This is a genomic window from Bradyrhizobium sp. URHC0002 (assembly GCF_054059515.1).
The window spans coordinates 785,898-802,719 of record NZ_JBSSCF010000001.1 but is presented as its reverse complement, the minus strand read 5'-3'; the positions used below and the strand labels follow the sequence as shown (position 1 = coordinate 802,719).

The 16,822-nt window shown below is 62.8% G+C and carries 14 protein-coding genes and 1 pseudogene; 7 read left to right on the top strand and 8 right to left on the bottom strand.

Annotation, left to right across the window (positions count from 1 at the left end; all coding sequences use genetic code 11):
• Positions 1–6: 6 nt before the first annotated feature.
• Both maiA and ACVWVY_RS03880 read left to right on the top strand, forming a co-directional pair.
• Complete coding sequence (gene maiA / locus ACVWVY_RS03885; RefSeq protein ID WP_456625137.1) at positions 7–639, top strand: maleylacetoacetate isomerase; 633 nt, start codon at positions 7–9, stop codon at positions 637–639.
• Positions 629–1,138 (top strand): MarR family winged helix-turn-helix transcriptional regulator, encoded by a 510-nt coding sequence (locus tag ACVWVY_RS03880; RefSeq protein WP_456625136.1) that lies wholly within the window; start codon positions 629–631, stop codon positions 1,136–1,138. Before maiA ends, ACVWVY_RS03880 begins: the two co-directional genes overlap by 11 nt.
• Before the next feature lie 93 nt (positions 1,139–1,231).
• On the opposite strand, the gene ACVWVY_RS03875 is transcribed toward ACVWVY_RS03880, so the two are convergent.
• The 4 genes from ACVWVY_RS03875 to ACVWVY_RS03860 all read right to left on the bottom strand — a co-directional run bounded on the left by ACVWVY_RS03875 (position 1,232) and on the right by ACVWVY_RS03860 (position 4,775).
• Positions 1,232–2,845 carry a benzoate-CoA ligase family protein gene (locus ACVWVY_RS03875; RefSeq protein WP_456625135.1) on the bottom strand — a complete coding sequence of 538 codons (1,614 nt, stop codon included), beginning with the start codon at positions 2,843–2,845 and terminating at the stop codon, positions 1,232–1,234.
• Complete coding sequence (locus ACVWVY_RS03870) at positions 2,842–3,981, bottom strand: FAD-dependent monooxygenase (RefSeq protein WP_456625134.1); 1,140 nt, start codon at positions 3,979–3,981, stop codon at positions 2,842–2,844. The genes ACVWVY_RS03875 and ACVWVY_RS03870 overlap by 4 nt, the downstream gene beginning before the upstream one ends.
• Positions 3,982–4,184: 203 nt before the next feature.
• On the bottom strand, positions 4,185–4,397 hold the full coding sequence (locus ACVWVY_RS03865; protein ID WP_456625133.1) for a hypothetical protein: 213 nt from the start codon (positions 4,395–4,397) through the stop codon (positions 4,185–4,187).
• A 153-nt stretch (positions 4,398–4,550) separates the two neighbouring features.
• The gene (locus tag ACVWVY_RS03860) at positions 4,551–4,775 is read right to left on the bottom strand and encodes a hypothetical protein (protein ID WP_456625132.1); all 225 of its coding nucleotides are present in this window, start codon (positions 4,773–4,775) and stop codon (positions 4,551–4,553) included.
• 153 nt (positions 4,776–4,928) lie between these two features.
• Here ACVWVY_RS03860 and ACVWVY_RS03855 point away from each other — a divergent pair, with 153 nt between their 5' ends.
• Positions 4,929–5,285 carry a hypothetical protein gene (locus ACVWVY_RS03855; protein ID WP_456625131.1) on the top strand — a complete coding sequence of 119 codons (357 nt, stop codon included), beginning with the start codon at positions 4,929–4,931 and terminating at the stop codon, positions 5,283–5,285.
• 44 nt (positions 5,286–5,329) lie between these two features.
• Here ACVWVY_RS03855 and ACVWVY_RS03850 read toward each other — a convergent pair whose 3' ends face one another.
• Positions 5,330–6,157: a hypothetical protein gene (locus ACVWVY_RS03850; RefSeq protein WP_456625130.1), complete on the bottom strand. Its 828-nt coding sequence runs from the start codon at positions 6,155–6,157 to the stop codon at positions 5,330–5,332.
• A 294-nt stretch (positions 6,158–6,451) separates the two neighbouring features.
• Between ACVWVY_RS03850 and ACVWVY_RS03845 the strand changes: the two are divergent.
• Positions 6,452–7,559 (top strand): annotated as a pseudogene (locus ACVWVY_RS03845) (efflux RND transporter periplasmic adaptor subunit).
• Positions 7,560–7,569: 10 nt separating this feature from the next.
• Entirely contained in the window at positions 7,570–10,731 is a 3,162-nt protein-coding gene (locus ACVWVY_RS03840) for an efflux RND transporter permease subunit (RefSeq protein ID WP_456625129.1), read from the top strand.
• A 112-nt stretch (positions 10,732–10,843) separates the two neighbouring features.
• Here ACVWVY_RS03840 and ACVWVY_RS03835 read toward each other — a convergent pair whose 3' ends face one another.
• Complete coding sequence (locus ACVWVY_RS03835) at positions 10,844–11,845, bottom strand: NADP-dependent oxidoreductase (RefSeq protein WP_456625128.1); 1,002 nt, start codon at positions 11,843–11,845, stop codon at positions 10,844–10,846.
• Between the two features lie 212 nt (positions 11,846–12,057).
• Here ACVWVY_RS03835 and ACVWVY_RS03830 point away from each other — a divergent pair, with 212 nt between their 5' ends.
• Positions 12,058–13,347 (top strand): dicarboxylate/amino acid:cation symporter, encoded by a 1,290-nt coding sequence (locus tag ACVWVY_RS03830; RefSeq protein WP_456625127.1) that lies wholly within the window; start codon positions 12,058–12,060, stop codon positions 13,345–13,347.
• 12 nt (positions 13,348–13,359) lie between these two features.
• Positions 13,360–14,283 (top strand): amino acid ABC transporter substrate-binding protein, encoded by a 924-nt coding sequence (locus ACVWVY_RS03825; RefSeq protein WP_456625126.1) that lies wholly within the window; start codon positions 13,360–13,362, stop codon positions 14,281–14,283.
• Between the two features lie 135 nt (positions 14,284–14,418).
• Here the strand turns inward: ACVWVY_RS03825 and ACVWVY_RS03820 are convergent, their stop codons facing one another.
• Together ACVWVY_RS03820 and ACVWVY_RS03815 are read right to left on the bottom strand one after the other, a co-directional pair.
• Positions 14,419–15,735, bottom strand: coding sequence for a bifunctional folylpolyglutamate synthase/dihydrofolate synthase (locus ACVWVY_RS03820; RefSeq protein WP_456625125.1), 1,317 nt, complete (start codon positions 15,733–15,735; stop codon positions 14,419–14,421).
• Complete coding sequence (locus tag ACVWVY_RS03815) at positions 15,735–16,733, bottom strand: hypothetical protein (RefSeq protein ID WP_456625124.1); 999 nt, start codon at positions 16,731–16,733, stop codon at positions 15,735–15,737. Before ACVWVY_RS03815 ends, ACVWVY_RS03820 begins: the two co-directional genes overlap by 1 nt.
• Between the last annotated feature and the right edge of the window lie 89 nt (positions 16,734–16,822).

The window sequence follows — 16,822 nt, the reverse complement described above, 5'->3', positions numbered from 1 at the left end:
GTTCCGATGAAGCTGCATGGCTATTTCCGCAGCAGCGCGGCGTACCGGGTCAGGATCGCGCTGAACCTCAAGGGGTTGTCGCCCGATCACCTGTCGCATCACCTTCGCAAGGGCGAACAGTGCGCCCCCGCCTATCTCGCGATCAATCCGCAGGGGCTGGTGCCGACGCTGGAGGGTGACGACGGGACCGTGCTGACCCAGTCGCTCGCGATCATCGAATGGCTGGACGAGACCCGTCCCAATCCACCGTTGCTGCCAAAGGATCCGCTGCGCCGTGCCAAGGTGCGCGCGTTCGCCATGGCGCTGGCCTGCGATACGCACCCCGTGCAAAATCTCAAGGTTCTGGCGCGTTTGCGCCAGCTCGGTCTGCCCGAAGAGAAAGTGACGGAATGGGCGGCCTGGGCCAACCGTGAGGGATTGTCCGCCTGCGAAACGCTGGTCGCGCGCGAGGCCGGCCCGTTCTGCTTCGGCGACAAGCCCACCCTTGCCGACCTTTGCCTGGTCCCGCAGCTTGGCAATGCGCGGCGCTTTGGCGTCGATGTTTCGGCCTATCCGCGCCTGCTGAAGGCCGAGGCCGCGGCCAGGGAAATGAAGGCGTTCACGGATGCCGCGCCGGACAAGCAAGCCGATGCCGAGTAAGCCATCCCCCATCACGATGGACGCGGTCTACACCGCGCCCGGCTACCTGTTCCGCCGGATGCAGCAGATCGCGGTCTCGATCTTTGTCGAGGAATGCAGCGCGTTCGACCTGACGCCGGTGCAGTATGCGGCGCTGGTGGCGATCCACACCCATCCCGGCATCGACGCCACCCGGCTGTCGGCGGTCATCGCGTTCGACCGCTCCACGCTCGGCAACGTGATCGAGCGGCTGGAGAGCAAGGCGCTGATCGAGCGCAAGCCGTCGCGGGAGGACAAGCGCGTCAAGCTGCTCCATCTGACCAAATCGGGTGCAGCCGTGCTGCGCGACATCATGTCCTCGGTGGAGCGCGCGCAGTTGCGGATGCTGCAGCCCTTGAAGCCCGCCGACCGCAAGACCCTGCTGGCGCTGCTGACGCAACTCGTCGATCTCAACAACGAAGCCTCGCGCGTGCCGTTGCGCGCCGAAGACGCGCTGGAGCATCTGGGGAAAGCGGGATGAGGAGCCAGCCGTCATTGCGAGCGAAGCGAAGCAATCCATAGCGCGGCAAGCGGAGGAATGGATTGCTTCGCTGCGCTCGCAATGACGGTGTAGCTACATCTTCATCAACGCCTGACGGTCGATCTTGCCGGTACCGGTCTTCGGCAGCTCCTCGATGAAGCTGATTTCGCGCGGATACTTGTAGGGCAGCAGTTTCGCTTTCACGTAATCCTGCAACGTCTTGGTCGCGTCTGACGTATCGAACTCGCGCTTGTTCATGACCACCACCGCCTTCAGCGTCATGCGTCTGTCAGGCAGCTCTGCAGCGAAGACGGCGCATTCCCTGATGTCGGGATGCTCGGCGAGGCAGAGCTCGACTTCCAGCGGGTAGACCCATTGGCCGGATATCTTGATCAGGTCGTCGGCGCGGCCGCGGAAGAAATGGAAGCCGTCGGCATCGCGCAGAAAACGGTCGCCGGTGTAGATCCAGCCCGCCTCACGGATGGTCTCCGCCGACTTGTCCGGCCGGTTCCAGTACAGCGGCGTGTTTGAATCGCCACGCACCCACAAAATGCCTTCCTCGTTGTCGCCGACCTCGCGGCCGTCCTTGTCCTTCAACAGGATTTCGTAGCCGGGAACGCGCAGGCCCGCCGCGCCGAGCTTTTTCTTTCCGGGGCGGTTGGACAGATAGATGTGCAGCGCTTCGGTGGAGCCGAGGCCCTCGATGATCTCCAGCCCCGTCAGCGTCTTCCAGCCATTGAAGACTTCCGCCGACAGCACTTCGGCTGCCGACAGCGCCATCCGCAGCGAGGAAAAATCGGCGGCTGAAGCGCCATCGGCCTTGGTCAGCGAGGTATAGAGCGTCGGCAATCCGAAGAACACGGATGGACGAAATTTTTCGATCGCCTCGAAGATGGTCGCGGGCTTCGGCTGGCCGGGCAGCAGCAGCGTCGCCGCGCCGACCGAGAACGGGAAGGTGATGGCGTTGCCGAAGCCGTAGGCAAAGAAAATCTTCGGTACCGAGAAGCAGACGTCATCGGGGCCAAGCTCGAGCACGCTGCGTGCGAAGGCCTGCTCGCTATAGGCCATGTCGTGCTGCAGATGCACGATGCCCTTGGGGCGTCCGGTCGAGCCGGATGAATACATCCAGAACGCCATCTCGTCGCGTTGGGTGTCGGCTTCCGGCAGATCGGTGGCGAAGCCTTGCAGCCACTTCTCCGCAATGAGGGCGTTCGGCACGGCGTGTTCGCCCGCTGCGCCATTGACCACGATCAGGGTCTGCAGCGGCGTGTCCTTGCAGGCCATCGCATTGAACCGCGACGTGAACTCGGCCTCCGCGACCGCGACCGCTGCGCCGGCGTCCGAGAGGTAGAACTGCAGCAAATCCGGCGGCGTCAACGTGTTGATCAATAGCGGCACAAAACCTGACCGCACCGCGCCAAAAAACGCCGCCGGGTAGGCCGGCGTGTCGTCGAGGAACATCAGGATGCGGTCGCCGCGCTTCAGGCCCAGCGACTGAAAGCCATGGCCCCATTGCGAGGCCTCGGCGCACAGCTCTGCGTAAGTGCGCGTGCCGCCGGGGCCGGTCAGCGCCAGCCGGTCGCCGCGGCCGTGCCCGAGATTATCGAACAGGATCCGGCTGGCGTTATAGCTTTCCGGAATCGCAAAGCCGATCTCGCGTGCGCCCGGATTGTCGCGGGGAACCATGTCGGAAATTGCTGACGTCATGCCTGGCTCCCGATGTTCTTTTCCGCCTCGTAACGCGCCATGAATTCGGGCGACATCGCGCGCAGCCGCGCGTCGGCGATCCGCCCCGAGCGGGTGATGTAGCTGTAGGCAAAATCCATCAGGTCGAGCTTCATGTGTTCGCCGAAGTGTTCGTACCAGTCGGCACTGGTGCGCGCCGCGGTCACGAGCTTCTGCACGATTGGCTTGCGTTCGGCCTGGTAGCGGGCGAGGGCAGCGGGAATTTCCGTCTCCGCCTCCAGCGCCTTGGTCAGCGCGATGGCGTCTTCGATGGCGAGCCGGGTGCCCGAGCCGATCGAGAAATGCGCCGAATGCAGCGCGTCGCCGATCAGCACCATGTTGCCGTGCGACCAGTTCTCGTTCCAGATCCAGGGAAAATTGCGCCACACCGATTTGTTCGACACCAGCGGACGGCCGTCGAGCGTATCGGCAAAGATCCCCTCGCAGATCGCCTGCGACTGCTCGATGGTCTTGTGCTCGAAGCCGTAAGCCTGCCAGGTCGTCGCGTCGCATTCGACCAGGAACGTGCTCATCGAAGGCGAATAGCGATAGTGATGCGCGTTGAACGACCCCAAATCGGTTTTCACGAAAGTCTGCGACAGCGTGGCAAAGCGCTTGGCCGTGCCATACCAGGCGAACTTGTTGGTCGAGTGCGAAACCGAGGCGCCGAATTCCTTCTCAAAGCCGCGGCGCACCAGCGAGTTCAGCCCGTCGGCGGCAACGATCAGGTCGTATCCCTCAAGTTCGTCCAATGACTGGATCGTGGTGTTGTATCGCGCCGTGATTCCCGCCGCGCGCACGCGCTGCTGCAGGATGGTCAAGAGTTCGAGCCGACCGATCGAGGAGAAGCCGATGCCGTCGATCTCGACGCTCTCCCCACGCAGATTGAGCGTGATGTTCTTCCAGCTCTCCATCCGCGGCGTGATGGCGTCCACCGTCTCGGGATCGTCGGCGCGCAGAAATTCCAGCGCCTGTTCGGAGAACACCACGCCAAACCCCCAGGTCGCGCCCTCGGGGTTCTGCTCGAACAGGTCGATCTGCGCGTCCGGATGACGCCGCTTCCAGAGATAGGCGAAGTAGAGACCGCCGGGGCCTCCACCGATGACGGCGATGCGCACGTCTTCCTCCCAATCGACAGTATACTTACTAATTTGGAGTGGAGACTAATCTGCGCCGGAAATTTGCGCTACAGAAAAATGATCAGGGAACGAAGAAGCGTCCGGTCCCGACCCGCGTCAGAATCAGGCGCAAATGGCCTGTTTCAGCCCCGCTGGTTCTGTCCGCGAACGGTTGTCCGCTCTGCGGCAGCTTCGCCTGGCCCTCAGGTGCAGCGGCGAACCCTCACGCCGTTCACCACCACGGTCCTGCACACCACCGCGACAGGTTTGCGGACGACGACCGCGCCGCGGGCGCCTGCGCAGCCGGCCCGAACGACGCCACGGGCGCAAACGACCGCGTTGGCTTCGGTTGTTTCGAGCGTCATGGTGGCGGAAAAGGACAGCGCGGCGGCTGCGATCAGCAGGAAGGGACGCATGTTGGTCTCCCGGACTGGTACTGGTTGATGTTCAGGTCTTGAAAGTCTTTTTCTTGAAAGTTTCTTCGCGAAGGTTCTGCGAATGCCTGTCGCGGCGTGCGCGCACGCCGATCTCGTTTCGGTTGCCGGCCGGTATGCACGCCGGCCGTCCCCTCATTTTTTCTCGGCGGCCGCCAGGACCTTCTTGCAGGCCGGCGTGATCTTGTCGGTCTCCTTGGCGAGACAGGCGATGATGCGCCCACCGCCCGGGGCAACGCCTTTGCAATATTTCTCGTAGTCGCCCATGCAGGCGCTGCGCTGTTCGGCGGTCAGCTCCTGCGCGAAAGCGGCCTGCGACACGCAGAGGACGGTGGTGGCGGCCAGGATGGTGCGTAGCATCGTTTTCTCCCTTCGTTGAGGCGGCGGATCGTTGAGGCGGGTATCGGCGGATCGAAACGGCCGGCCTTCTTGCTTCTTGATCGCGGACCCGCTGTAGTGAAGCTCCTATTTATTGTCGCAGGAAAAACCCAGGGAAAGTCCAAGGAAAATCTTATGTCGCAGGTCAGGGCCAGATGGCTGTCGTTCTATTCCGAACATGTCGAGCCGGTCTCCAAGGAAATATTTTCTCACGTCGAGAAGATGATCATCGGGACGTTGATCGTTTCGGCCGGCGCGCATGTCTCGAGCACTGAACAATGGATCGAACTGTTTGGTTATCTGCGCCATGGCCTCATCGGCCGCGGCGTCATGTTGTTCGGCGTCATTCTCCTGCTGCTGAATTTCCTCGACGGCCTCTACAAGCTCGCCAGGCTCAATTGGCATATTGCGTACCAAATCCTGATGACGATCGTTTATGTCGCGCTATCGGTACGGCTCATTCAGCTCATCCTCGCCTTCCGCGGCGAGTGACCGGCGGTCCCCGGATCAATGAAGGACCGCCGCAGGCGTTGCGATTATCGCGCCGCGAACTGAGACAGCACGTCCTTGCAGGCCGGCGAGAGCTGGGCGGCATTGGTTGCCAGGCACTGCACGATCCGGCCGCCGCCAGGCTGCACGCCGCCGCAAATCGAGCGGACGTCGGCGCCGCAGGCCGATCGTAGCACGAGCAGTTCTTCACGCGGCCGCATTGGCCGCAGCACGATCACGGTCGGTGCCGCCGGAGCAGCGGCTGCCGCCGCTCCCGCTGCGGCCGGAGCCGCGCCTGCCGCCGGTGCAGCCGCGGTCGCGCCGCCGCCGCTGGCGGCGGAGACGGCTTTCTCGCAACCGGCCGAGAGTTTTGCCTTGTTTTTTTCCAGGCATTGCAGCGCCGGAGCGCCGCCGGTCGGCACGCCCGCGCAGACCTTTGGATAATCGGAGCGGCACGCGCTGCGGATCGCGGAAATCTGGGCGCTGGTCGGCTGTCCCGCAGGCGCAGCGGCGGCGGCCTTTGGCTCGGCGGATTTAGACGGCGCTGCCGTTGCAGCCGCGGGAGCAGCGGCTTTCGGTGCGGCGGTGTCGGCCGGCTTGGCAGTCGCGGCTGCCGGCGCTTCTACCGCGCGCACGGCACTCTGGCAGCTCGATGACAGGCTCGACATGTTCTTCTGCAGACATTGCAGCGAGGCCTCGCCGCCCGGCGGCACGCTGGAGCAATGCGCCATATAGTCGGAGCGGCACTGGGATTTGATGGCGTCGCGTTGCGCCTGGCTCGGCGCTTGCGCCAACGCGGGTGCTGCGGTTGCAAGAATCGCGGCGACCGAAAGCCACGGCGCAAGCTTCGTCGCACGTTTCAACGTGTTGATCATTTGAATAAATCCTTTTTCCGTTGCAGGAAGCCGCCGCTTCGATCGCTATAAAATTTCGCAGCAAAAAATTCTAACGGCCCGCATCATTTTCGCTTTCGGGTTTCACTGCAAGCGGATTGTTGCTATTTTCATGGGGTAGCGCCGCACGTATTTTTCTGAATAGAAAATTTTCTGAACAAACCGATTGAGGCAGGAAAAATGAAGTCCATGCGTTCGCCAGCACACCCTTGTCTGCACCGCACAATCGGACAGGGAGGCGCTTCGATCCGGCGCGCGGCGTTCGCCGTTGCCGCCATGGGCATCTTAAGTGCCTGCGAACAAAATACTTTTGTTCAGCCTCCGCCGGCGAAAGTCGATGTGGCGGTGCCGGTGCAGCGGTCTTTCACGCGCTATCTGGAGGCGACCGGCAATACGGCAGCGATCAAGAATGTCGATCTGGTTGCGCGCGTGCAGGGCTTTCTGCAATCGATCAATTATAAAGACGGCGCCTTCGTGAAGGAGGGTACGTCGCTGTTCACGATCGAACCTGATACTTACAAACTGAAGCTCGAACAGGCGCGAGGCCGCGGAGAGCGGCGCACAGGCGTCGGTGCGACAGGCCGAGGCGGACTTCAAGCGCCAACAGGAATTGGTCCAGCGGCAGGCCGTTTCCCAGGCCACGCTGGATACTTCGACGTCGACCCGTGACAATGCGCAAGCAAACCTGCTGCAGGCCCAGGTCAATACCAAGATCGCGGCGGTCAATTACGGTTACACCAATGTGACCGCGCCGTTCGACGGCGTCGTCAGCGCGCATCTTGTCTCCATTGGCGAACTCGTCGGTGCGTCATCGCCGACGCAGCTTGCCACCATCGTGGCGCTCGACCCGATCTGGGTGAATTTCAACGTCAACGAACAGGAGGTGCTGCGGATCCGTACGGAGGCCCGCCGGCGCGGGATGACGGTGGACGACCTCAGGCAATTGCCCATCGAGGTCGGGCTGCAGACCGAGACCGGCTTTCCGCACAAGGGCAGGCTCGACTATGCCGCCGTGACGCTCAACCAGTCGACGGGCACGCTGCCGGTGCGTGGCGTGCTGCCCAATGCCGACCGCGCGTTGCTGCCGGGATTCTTTGTCCGCGTCCGCGTCCCGATCGATCAGGAGCAGAACGGGCTGTTCGTTCCGGATGTGGCTCTCGGGAGTGACCAGGCCGGACGCTATCTGCTGGTCGTGAACGGCGAAAATATCGTCGAACAGCGCAAGGTGCGGGTCGGGCCGCTGGAAGGCGAATTACGCGTCATCGAGGAAGGCCTGAAGGCCGACGACCGGGTCATCACCGCCGGGCTGTTGCGCGCGATTCCCGGCCAGAAGGTCGATCCGCAACTAAGGAAGATCGAAGCGCAGTCGGCTGTGGCCAAGTAGGAGCCGGGCCATGATTTCGAAATATTTCATCGAGCGGCCCGTTCTTTCCAACGTCATCGCGATCCTGATGATCCTGATCGGCGGCGTCTGCCTGTTTCGCCTTGCCGTCGCGCAGTATCCCAACGTCGTACCACCGACGGTGCAGGTCACCACGCGTTATCCCGGCGCCAGCGCGAAAACCGTGATCGATACGGTGGCGCTGCCGATCGAGCAGCAGGTCAACGGCGTCGAGGACATGCTCTATATGCAGTCCTACAGCGGCGCCGACGGCACCTATACGTTGACGGTCACGTTCAAGATCGGTACCGACCTGAACTTCGCGCAGGTGCTGGTGCAAAACCGGGTGTCGAGCGCGCTTTCGCAACTGCCGCAATCGGTGCAGAGTCAGGGCGTCACGGTGCAGAAACGATCGACGGCGATTCTGCTGTTCGTGACGCTGACCTCGCCGAAAGCGACCTATGACAGCCTGTTCCTGAGCAACTACGCCACCATCAACATCCGCGATGAGCTGTCGCGTCTGCCCGGCGTCGGCAACGTCACCGTGTTCGGCGCTGGCCAATATTCGATGCGGGTCTGGCTCGATCCGAACAAGCTGTACGCACGCAACCTGATGCCGCAGGATGTTATTAACGCGATCCAGCAGCAGAGCCAGCAGGTCACCGCAGGCCAGGTCGGCGCGCCGCCGACGCCCGCAGGGCAGGCGTTCCAGTATACGCTGAACGTCAGTGGACGGCTGACTGACACCAGCGAGTTCGCGAACGTGATCGTCAAGACCGGCGCCAGCGGCGACGTCACGCGCGTGCGCGATGTCGGCTGGGTCGAGCTTGGCGCCCAGACCTACAGCCAGGTGTTCTCGCTCAACAACAAGCCGGCCACCGGCATCGGCGTGTTCCAGTCGCCCGGCGCCAACGCGCTCGAGGTCCAGCAGGCCGTCGAGAAGAAGATGCAGGAGCTGGCGAAGTCGTTCCCGCAGGACGTGACCTTCGACACGCCGTTCGACACGACGAAATTCGTCTCGGAATCGATCAATGAGGTCTACAAGACGCTGATCGAGGCGGGTCTGCTCGTTCTCGTCGTGATCCTGATCTTCCTGCAGGACTGGCGCGCGATGCTGGTGCCCGCGACCACGGTGCCGGTGACGATCATCGGCGCCTTTGCGGCGATGGCGGCGCTCGGCTTCACCGTCAATATCTCGACCCTGTTTGCGATCGTGCTCGCGATCGGCATCGTGGTCGATGACGCCATCGTGGTGGTCGAAGGCGCCGCCCACAATATCGAGAAGGGCATGTCAGGCCACGATGCCGCGATCAGCGCGATGGACGCGCTGTTCGCGCCGATCGTCGGCATCACGCTGGTGCTGGTCTCGGTGTTCCTGCCCTCGGCGTTTCTGCCGGGATTGACCGGGCAAATGTACGCCCAGTTCGCGCTGGTGATTGCCGCTACCGCACTGCTCAGCGCCGTCAACGCGGCGACGTTGAAGCCGACGCAGTGCGCGCTGTGGCTGCGTCGACCGGTGCCGCCGGAGCAGCGCAACTTTTTCTATCGCGGCTTCAATGCCGTCTATAATCGCGTCGAGGCCTGGTATAGCCGGCTGATCAGCCGTCTGGTCGCGCACAGCAATGTCTCCGTCATCTGCGCGCTGATCCTGATCGGCATCGCCGGCTACGGCCTGTCGCGGGTGCCGACCGGCTTCATTCCGATCGAGGATCAGGGCTATCTCTTGGTCGCCGTCCAATTGCCCGACGGTGCGGCGCTTGAGCGAACCCAGCGTGTGCTGACCCAGGTCAGCGAGATAACCGGCAAGGCCCCGGGCGTCGATCAGGTCATCACCATTGCCGGCATCTCCGCGCTCGACAATTCTTCCAGCCTCGCCAATGCGGGCGTCGCCTATCTGATCCTGAAAGAGTGGAGTGCGCGCGGCAAGGGCGAGGATTTGCGATCGCTGTTCGTCGGATTGAACGAGAAGCTTTCCGTGATCGAGGAGGCGCGGATCCTGGTGGTCCCGCCACCGCCGATCCAGGGTATCGGTAATGCCGCGGGCTTTGCGATGCAGGTCCAGCTCCGCGACGGTAATTCCGACTTCAGCAAGTTGCAGGCGATCACCAGCGCGATCGTCGCCAATGCGTCGACACAAAGCGCGCTGCAGCGGGTGAGTTCGCCGTTCCGCTCGATGGTGCCGCAGTTCGACATCGAGGTGGACCGAATCAAGACCCAGACGCTGCATGTCACGACCGATCAGATCTTCTCGACGCTGTCGTCCTACATGGGTTCGACCTTCGTCAACCAGTTCAACAAGTTCGGCCGCACCTTCCAGGTCTATGCGCAGGCGGACGCGCAATTCCGCCTGACGCCGCGTGATATCCAGAACATGATGGTGCGCAACAGCAATGGCGACATGATTCCGCTCGGCACGGTGGCCAAGATCACGCCGGCGATCGGCCCGTCGCTGATCAGCCTGTACAATCTGTATCCTGCCGCGACCGTCATCGGCCTGCCGGCCGCCGGCTACAGTTCCGGCCAGTCGATGCAGCTGATGGAAGAGATTGCCGCGAAGACCTTGCCGCCGGGCACGGGTTTTGAATGGACGGCGATGTCGTACCAGGAGAAGGTCGTCGGCGGTCAGATCTACTGGGCGTTCGGCCTGGCCTTGCTGCTCGTCTATCTCGTGCTGGCCGGGCAATATGAAAGCTGGCTCGCGCCGATCTCGGTCATTCTCGCGGTGCCGCTGTCGCTGCTCGGGCCGATGGCGGTGCTGACGGGATTGCGGATCGAGAACAATCTCTACACCCAGATCGGCATTATCCTCCTGATCGCGCTGTCGGCCAAGAACGCCATCCTGATCGTCGAGGTGGCGCTGGAATTGCACGTGCGCGAGCGCAAGCCGCTGCTGGAATCCGCGGTTGAGGCGGCGCGCGCCCGGTTCCGGCCGATCCTGATGACGTCGTTCGCCTTCATCCTCGGCGTCGTGCCGCTGGTGCTCGCCACCGGCGCGGGCGCCAATGCACGGAAGTCGATCGGCATCACGGTGTTCTCGGGCATGCTCGCCTCGACCTGCCTCGCCGTGCTGTTCGTGCCGACGTTCTTTGTCGTGGTGCAGCGGTTCGAGAACTGGCTCAAGGAGCGGAAGGTGAAGAAGGCCGGGACGCAGGCGGCGCCTGTTGCGACGCGCTAGACCGTAGGGTGGGCAAAGGCGCGCTTGCGCCGTGCCCACCATCCATCCACATCGTTTTCCTCAATGGTGGGCACGCTTCGCTTTGCCCACCCTACGGACTACGGATTGCAGCCTACACCCTCACCATCCGCTTGCCGCGGTTTTCGCCGGCGAGCAGGCCGATCAGCGCTTTCGGCGTGTTCTCGATCCCGTCGATCACGTCCTCCTGCACCTTCAATTTGCCCGAGGCGACCCAGGACTGCAGGTCGGCCAGCGCCGCAGCGCTCTGGTCCATGTAATCCATCACGATGAAGCCCTGCATGACGAGGCGCTTCACCACGATCAGGCCGGGCACGCCGCGCGGGCCATGGGCGGACGGCACGCCGTCATATTGCGAGATCGCGCCGCAGCAGGCGATGCGGCCGCGGTTGTTCATCAGCGCAAGGCAGGCTTCGAGAATGTCGCCGCCGACATTGTCGAAATAGACGTCGATGCCCTTCGGCGCCGCCGCCCGCAGTGCCTTGAAGGTGGCGCCGTCCTTGTAATCGACCGCGGCGTCGAAGCCGAGTTCGGAAGTCAGCCAGTGGCACTTGTCCTTGCCGCCGGCGATGCCGATCACGTTGCAGCCCTTGATCTTCGCGATCTGTCCGACGATCGACCCGACCGAACCGGCCGCGGCGGACACCACGACGGTCTCCCCGGCCATCGGCTTGCCGACCTGCAGCAGGCCGAAATAGGCGGTGAGGCCGGCGATGCCGTAGACGCTGAGCAGATGCGTCATCGGTTCCATCCGCGGCATCTTGGTGAGGTGCTTGGCTGGCACCGCAGCATAATCCTGCCAGCCGGTGTCGCCGAATACGATGTCGCCCGGCGCGAGGCCCGAGGCTTTCGAGGCGACGACCTCCGCAATACCGCCACCGGCCATCACGGTATTGGCCTCGACGGCGGCGCGATAGGTCGCGCCGTGCATCCACGCCCGGTTGGCGGCATCGAGCGAGATATAGCGTGCCTTCACCAGCACCTCGCCGTCCTTCGGCTCAGGCACCTTCCCGTTGACCATCTTGAAGTGTTCAGGCCCGAGCTTGCCGGTCGGCTTTTCCACCAGCAGGATCTGGCGATTGACGGTGTCGTTCATGGCGTATCTCCCTTTGGCTTGATCGTTCTTGGTGCAGTTGACTGTGCATGAAGCGATCAACTGCACAGATTGTGCGCTGCGGGGACGCTAATGGCCGCGCGCGCATTTCACAACCGGAACATTCTGGCAAGCGTGCAAAACGCCGCAAGCTTGTTGCGTCCCCATTTAAATCTGCCAAACTTGCGGTTGCCGGAAATACGGGGGATGCGAGAATGTCCAGCAGGTTTACGCAGTACATCCTGATCGCGATGGCGCTTGGCATCGTGATGGGTACCATCGTTTTCAATTATATGCCCGACAGCCGGGTGGAAATCGCGGCCGACGTAAACCTGATCGCCATGCTGTTCCTGCGCCTGATCAAGATGATCATCGCGCCGCTGGTGTTCGCCACGCTCGTCGGCGGCATCGCGCATATGGGCTCCGGCTCCAAGCTCGGCCGCGTGTTCGCCAAGACGATGGGCTGGTTCGTCAGCGCTTCCTTTGTCTCGCTGTTGCTTGGCCTGGTGATGGTCAATCTGCTGCAGCCCGGCGCCAACTTTCCCGGCACGCTGCCGGACAAGGCGCAGTCCACCGGCCTGCCGGTCTCGGCGTTCTCGATCGAAAAGTTCCTGACCCATCTGATCCCGACCTCGATCGCAGACGCGATGGCGCAGAACGAAATCCTGCAGATCGTGGTATTCGCGGTGTTCTTCGCGGTCGCGCTAGGCGCACTGCCGGAGCGCGCCAAGGCGATCATGGGGCTGATCGACGATCTCGCCCACATCATGCTCAAGGTGACTGGGTATGTGATGCTGTTCGCACCGATCGCGGTGTGGGCGGCGATCATGGCCACCGTGTCGAAGAACGGCCTCGGCGTGCTGTGGAAGCTGATCGTGTTCATGGGCGGCTTCTATCTCTCGCTCATGATCCTGTGGGGCATCCTGATCGTGGTCGGTTTCATCGTGATCGGGCCGCGATACAGCCATTTGCTGCGATTGATTCGTGAGCCGCTGATGATCGCGTTCTCGACCGCGTCGTCGGAGGCCGCCTATCCCAAGACGCTGGAAGGCCTCAACCGCTTCGGCGCCTCGTCGCGGATTTCGGCCTTCGTGCTGCCGCTTGGCTACTCGTTCAACCTCGACGGCACGATGATGTATTGCACCTTCGCCAGTGTCTTCATCGCGCAGACTTACATGATCGACATGCCGCTCGGCACACAGCTTGCGATGCTGGCAACGCTGATGATCACCTCGAAGGGCGTCGCCGGCGTGCCGCGCGCTTCGCTGGTGGTGATCGCCTCGACGCTCAGCCAGTTCGGCATTCCCGAGGCCGGCCTGTTGATGATCATGGGCATCGATACCTTCCTCGACATGGGACGCAGCGCCACCAACGTGATCGGCAACTCGCTGGCGACCGCCGTGGTGGCGAAATGGGAAGGCGAGCTGAAGCCCGAGCATGAGCTTGGGCCCGATGACGTCGTGCCCACCGATGCCGTTCCGGGTGACCCCCTGCCGGCACATTGAGGGGAGAGATGCATGCATCCGTTCCCGAACAGGTGGATCGGGGCAGGCGGCCTACTGCTGGCCTCCTGCCTGCTGGCGACGTCGGCGCCGGCGCAAACCGCGAGCGAAGGGCTTAGCCCGACGCTGGCCAACATCAAGCGAACGCATGTCGTGCGTCTCGGTTATCGCGAGAGCTCGCCGCCGTTCTCGTTCCTGGACCATTCCAACCGGCCGATCGGCTACAGCCTCGAACTGTGCGAGGCGATCGTCGAGGAGATCGGCATCGAGGTCGACGACGCCAACCTCAAGGTCGAATACGTCAAGGTGACCTCGGATGACCGTATTCCGGCGGTGGTGGACAACAAGATCGATCTCGAATGCGGCTCGACCACGGCCAATGCGGAACGCGCCAGGCTGGTGGCGTTCTCGCCGCTGATGTTCGTGGCCGGCACCAAGCTGATGGTGCCGAAGGCGTCCACCATCTCGGCGCCGACCGATCTCAAGGGTAAAACCGTGGTGGTGACGAAAGGCACCACCAACGAGCAGGCGATGCACGCGATCGACAAGAAGTTTTCGCTCGGCCTGAACATCGTGACGTCGCCCGACCACGAGCAGTCCTATCAAATGCTGGTGGACGGCAAGGCCGACGCGTTTGCGACCGACGACATTCTGCTTTACGGCTTGATCGCGCGGCACAAGGCACAGGGCCAATTCAAGGTCACCGGCGAGTATTTGTCCTACGATCCCTACGGCATCATGTTCCGCAAGGGGGAGCCGCAGTTGAAGGCCGTGGTCGAGCGCACGTTCCAGAAACTGGGTTCGGGCCGCGACCTGATTCCGCTCTACAACAAATGGTTCGTCGCGCGGCTGCCGACCGGCGAGAAGCTCGGCGTCGCGATCTCGCCGCAACTCGAAGAAGCCTTCAAGGTGCTCGACGACAAGCACGGAAGCAATTAGCAGTCCGGTGCCGTAGGGTGGGCAGAGGAGCGAAAGCGACGTGCCCACCACCCGTCAGCGAGCAAGCAGCCAGATGGTGGGGACGCTCCGCTTTGCCTGTCCTACGATCCTGAATGTGCGTCGCGCAGCAATAGGTCAGAAGAACTTCAAATCCTCTGCACGCCCGCCCTTTGCGACAGTCGCATATTCGATCGCCAGAAACAGACCGCCAGCCACATAGATTCTTCGCCGCTTCGCCTTGGCCAATTCCTGCGCGATGTGGACCGCGCTTTCGATCGTCGCGGCCACGCGAATATCCGCCGCGGGATTCGCGCGCGCGGCTGCGGCGGCGATGCCGTGTGCGTCCGCTCCCTTGTGATAGGCCGCTGTGCAGATGATCGTGTCGAAGGAGGGCGCCAGCGCGTCGACGATTTCGTCCGCCTTCTTGTCGCCTGAGACGCCGGTGACGAGAATCCAATCATTGGCGCCGTGGATCGCCAGCAGGCTTGCCAGTGATTGCCGGATGCCGTCGGGGGTGTGACCGACGTCGATTACGGTGAGCGGATCCTGCTGGATGACCTCGAGGCGGCCGGGCCAGCGCGCCTCGCGCAAGCCGGCGCGTATCGCAGTCTCGACCCGGTCCGGAGCCCTGCGCGGCTGCTCGCGCTGCAGCCACACCAGAAAGAGCGTGACGGCAATGGCTGAATTGTTGAACTGGAAGGCACCGGGCAGGTTCACTTCGAGGCGGCGAAAATCGTGATATCCGAACTGGAAATCGAAGTGCTGGCCGGACGCCGCCGTCACCTCGTTGTCGATACGGATATCATCTCGGATGAACAGCGGCGTGCAGCCGCGCCCGCGATTGTATTCCACGAGATGCGGCCGCAGGCCCCGGCAGTTCTCGCCATAAACGATCGTGCCGCCGGCAGCGCAGGCGTCGCTCTTGTCGGATGCGATCAGCTCCAGCGTGTTTCCGAGCAATTTGACATGCTCGTAATCGACCGAGGTGACGCAAGTCTCGTGCGCGCCGACGAGGCGGACCGGATCGTAGCGGCCGCCAATCCCGGCCTCGAACACGGCGAAGTCGCATCCGCTCTCCTGGAAGTGCAGGCAGGCCAGCCCAAACAGCGCTTCGAAAGCGCCGAATTTCTCGCCCATCCGCTTCGAGACGGTTTCGACGGCAGCTTCGACCTGTAGTTTCAGCCGAGCGAGCGCGTCGTCGCCGATCTCGACGCCATCGAGCTGAATCCGTTCGTTGAAGCGCAGAAGATGTGGGGAGGTGAAGAGGCCGGTCCGCAGGCCATAGGCGCGGCCGATGCCGGCACACATCGCCGCCGTGCTGCCCTTGCCGTTCGAGCCGGTCACCACCACCGAGATGCGCTGCAGTCGCGCGCGATCGATTCCGAGCGCTTCCAGCAACGCCGCCATGCGCGCAAGGCAGATGCCGTCGCCGTATTTCGGCAGGTCGAACATTACAGCAGCCCCATCGCGGCGAAGCTGTGATGCCAGATCTTCAGAATCAGGTCGCCGCGATTGGAATCTTCCAGCAGCCGGATCGACGGGTTGGAATTGACCTCGATGATCTCGTTTGCATCCGGCTTGCCGCCGATATCGACGAACATGTCGATCGCCGCGACGCGAAGTCCGATCGCGCGCGCGGCCTGCCGCGCCTGGGTGATGGCCTTTTCGGATGGCGCATCCGCCAGTACCATCGTGCCTCCCGCACTCAGATTCATGCGCCCGGGAATCTCCCGCCGTTCGCCCGTTGAAGGTATGGCGTCCAGGGATGGATCGCGGTCCGGCAGCGAAGCAGGCGACAAGCCCCGCGCTCGCAGGGCGTCGTTATGAACGGCGAGCAGTTCACGAACGGTGTGCACGCCGTCGCCCGCGACGGACGGCGGGTATTTTCGCGCGCAATAGAGCACGTCGTCGTCGAGCAGGAATACGCGATACTCTGTCCCTTCCACGATCGGCTGGATCAGCACCGCGTCGTAATACTTCACGACGTCGTCGAGATGCCGAACCAGCGCGGCTTCGCTATGAACGGCTTGCGCGAAATCGCCGCGCGACCCCGTGAGCGGCTTGACGAAGGCTGCTCCGCCCAATCGCCTGAAACAGTCGAAGGCATCGCTGCGCTCGTGTCCGGCGGGGCGATGTGCGCGGTGGCGGTCGTGCAGGAAGAAGTATTCACCGGCAAGCGAGGGCACGCCGGCCTCGCGCAGGATGCTGCTTGCAAAATGCTTGTCGGACGCCAGCGTCGAAGCGGTCGCGCTGTTCTGCGGATACCAGGAGCATCGGCCAGCGCCGAAATGCAACAGCCTGTCGCGTGAGGCGACGCTGAACAGCAGTCCGGATCCGCTGTCGTGATCGCGAAAATGGAGCCCGAATTCGGCGCAGGCGAATTCGGCATAGACCGACTGGTCCGGATAAAAGCCCGGTTTTCCCGTTCGAAACTCTGCTGGGCTTCGCATGCGATCTCTTTTGAAACGTTCTTAATTTGACGTGGTCATTTATTGCCAGATCGATGCCGAATTCAGCAAGTTAATTGCGCGAGAAAGCA

Excerpts from the sequence above, each read along its gene's own strand:
- ACVWVY_RS03880 (WP_456625136.1), top strand. The coding sequence starts at position 629 with ATGCCGAGTAAGCCATCCCCCATCACGATGGACGCGGTCTACACCGCG.
- ACVWVY_RS03860 (WP_456625132.1), bottom strand. The coding sequence starts at position 4,775 with ATGCTACGCACCATCCTGGCCGCCACCACCGTCCTCTGCGTGTCGCAG.
- ACVWVY_RS03820 (WP_456625125.1), bottom strand. The coding sequence starts at position 15,735 with ATGTTCGACCTGCCGAAATACGGCGACGGCATCTGCCTTGCGCGCATG.
- ACVWVY_RS03865 (WP_456625133.1), bottom strand. The coding sequence starts at position 4,397 with ATGCGTCCCTTCCTGCTGATCGCAGCCGCCGCGCTGTCCTTTTCCGCC.
- ACVWVY_RS03840 (WP_456625129.1), top strand. The coding sequence starts at position 7,570 with ATGATTTCGAAATATTTCATCGAGCGGCCCGTTCTTTCCAACGTCATC.
- ACVWVY_RS03835 (WP_456625128.1), bottom strand. The coding sequence starts at position 11,845 with ATGAACGACACCGTCAATCGCCAGATCCTGCTGGTGGAAAAGCCGACC.
- ACVWVY_RS03815 (WP_456625124.1), bottom strand. The coding sequence starts at position 16,733 with ATGCGAAGCCCAGCAGAGTTTCGAACGGGAAAACCGGGCTTTTATCCG.
- ACVWVY_RS03830 (WP_456625127.1), top strand. The coding sequence starts at position 12,058 with ATGTCCAGCAGGTTTACGCAGTACATCCTGATCGCGATGGCGCTTGGC.
- ACVWVY_RS03875 (WP_456625135.1), bottom strand. The coding sequence starts at position 2,845 with ATGACGTCAGCAATTTCCGACATGGTTCCCCGCGACAATCCGGGCGCA.
- ACVWVY_RS03825 (WP_456625126.1), top strand. The coding sequence starts at position 13,360 with ATGCATCCGTTCCCGAACAGGTGGATCGGGGCAGGCGGCCTACTGCTG.
- ACVWVY_RS03850 (WP_456625130.1), bottom strand. The coding sequence starts at position 6,157 with ATGATCAACACGTTGAAACGTGCGACGAAGCTTGCGCCGTGGCTTTCG.
- maiA (WP_456625137.1), top strand. The coding sequence starts at position 7 with ATGAAGCTGCATGGCTATTTCCGCAGCAGCGCGGCGTACCGGGTCAGG.
- ACVWVY_RS03855 (WP_456625131.1), top strand. The coding sequence starts at position 4,929 with ATGTCGCAGGTCAGGGCCAGATGGCTGTCGTTCTATTCCGAACATGTC.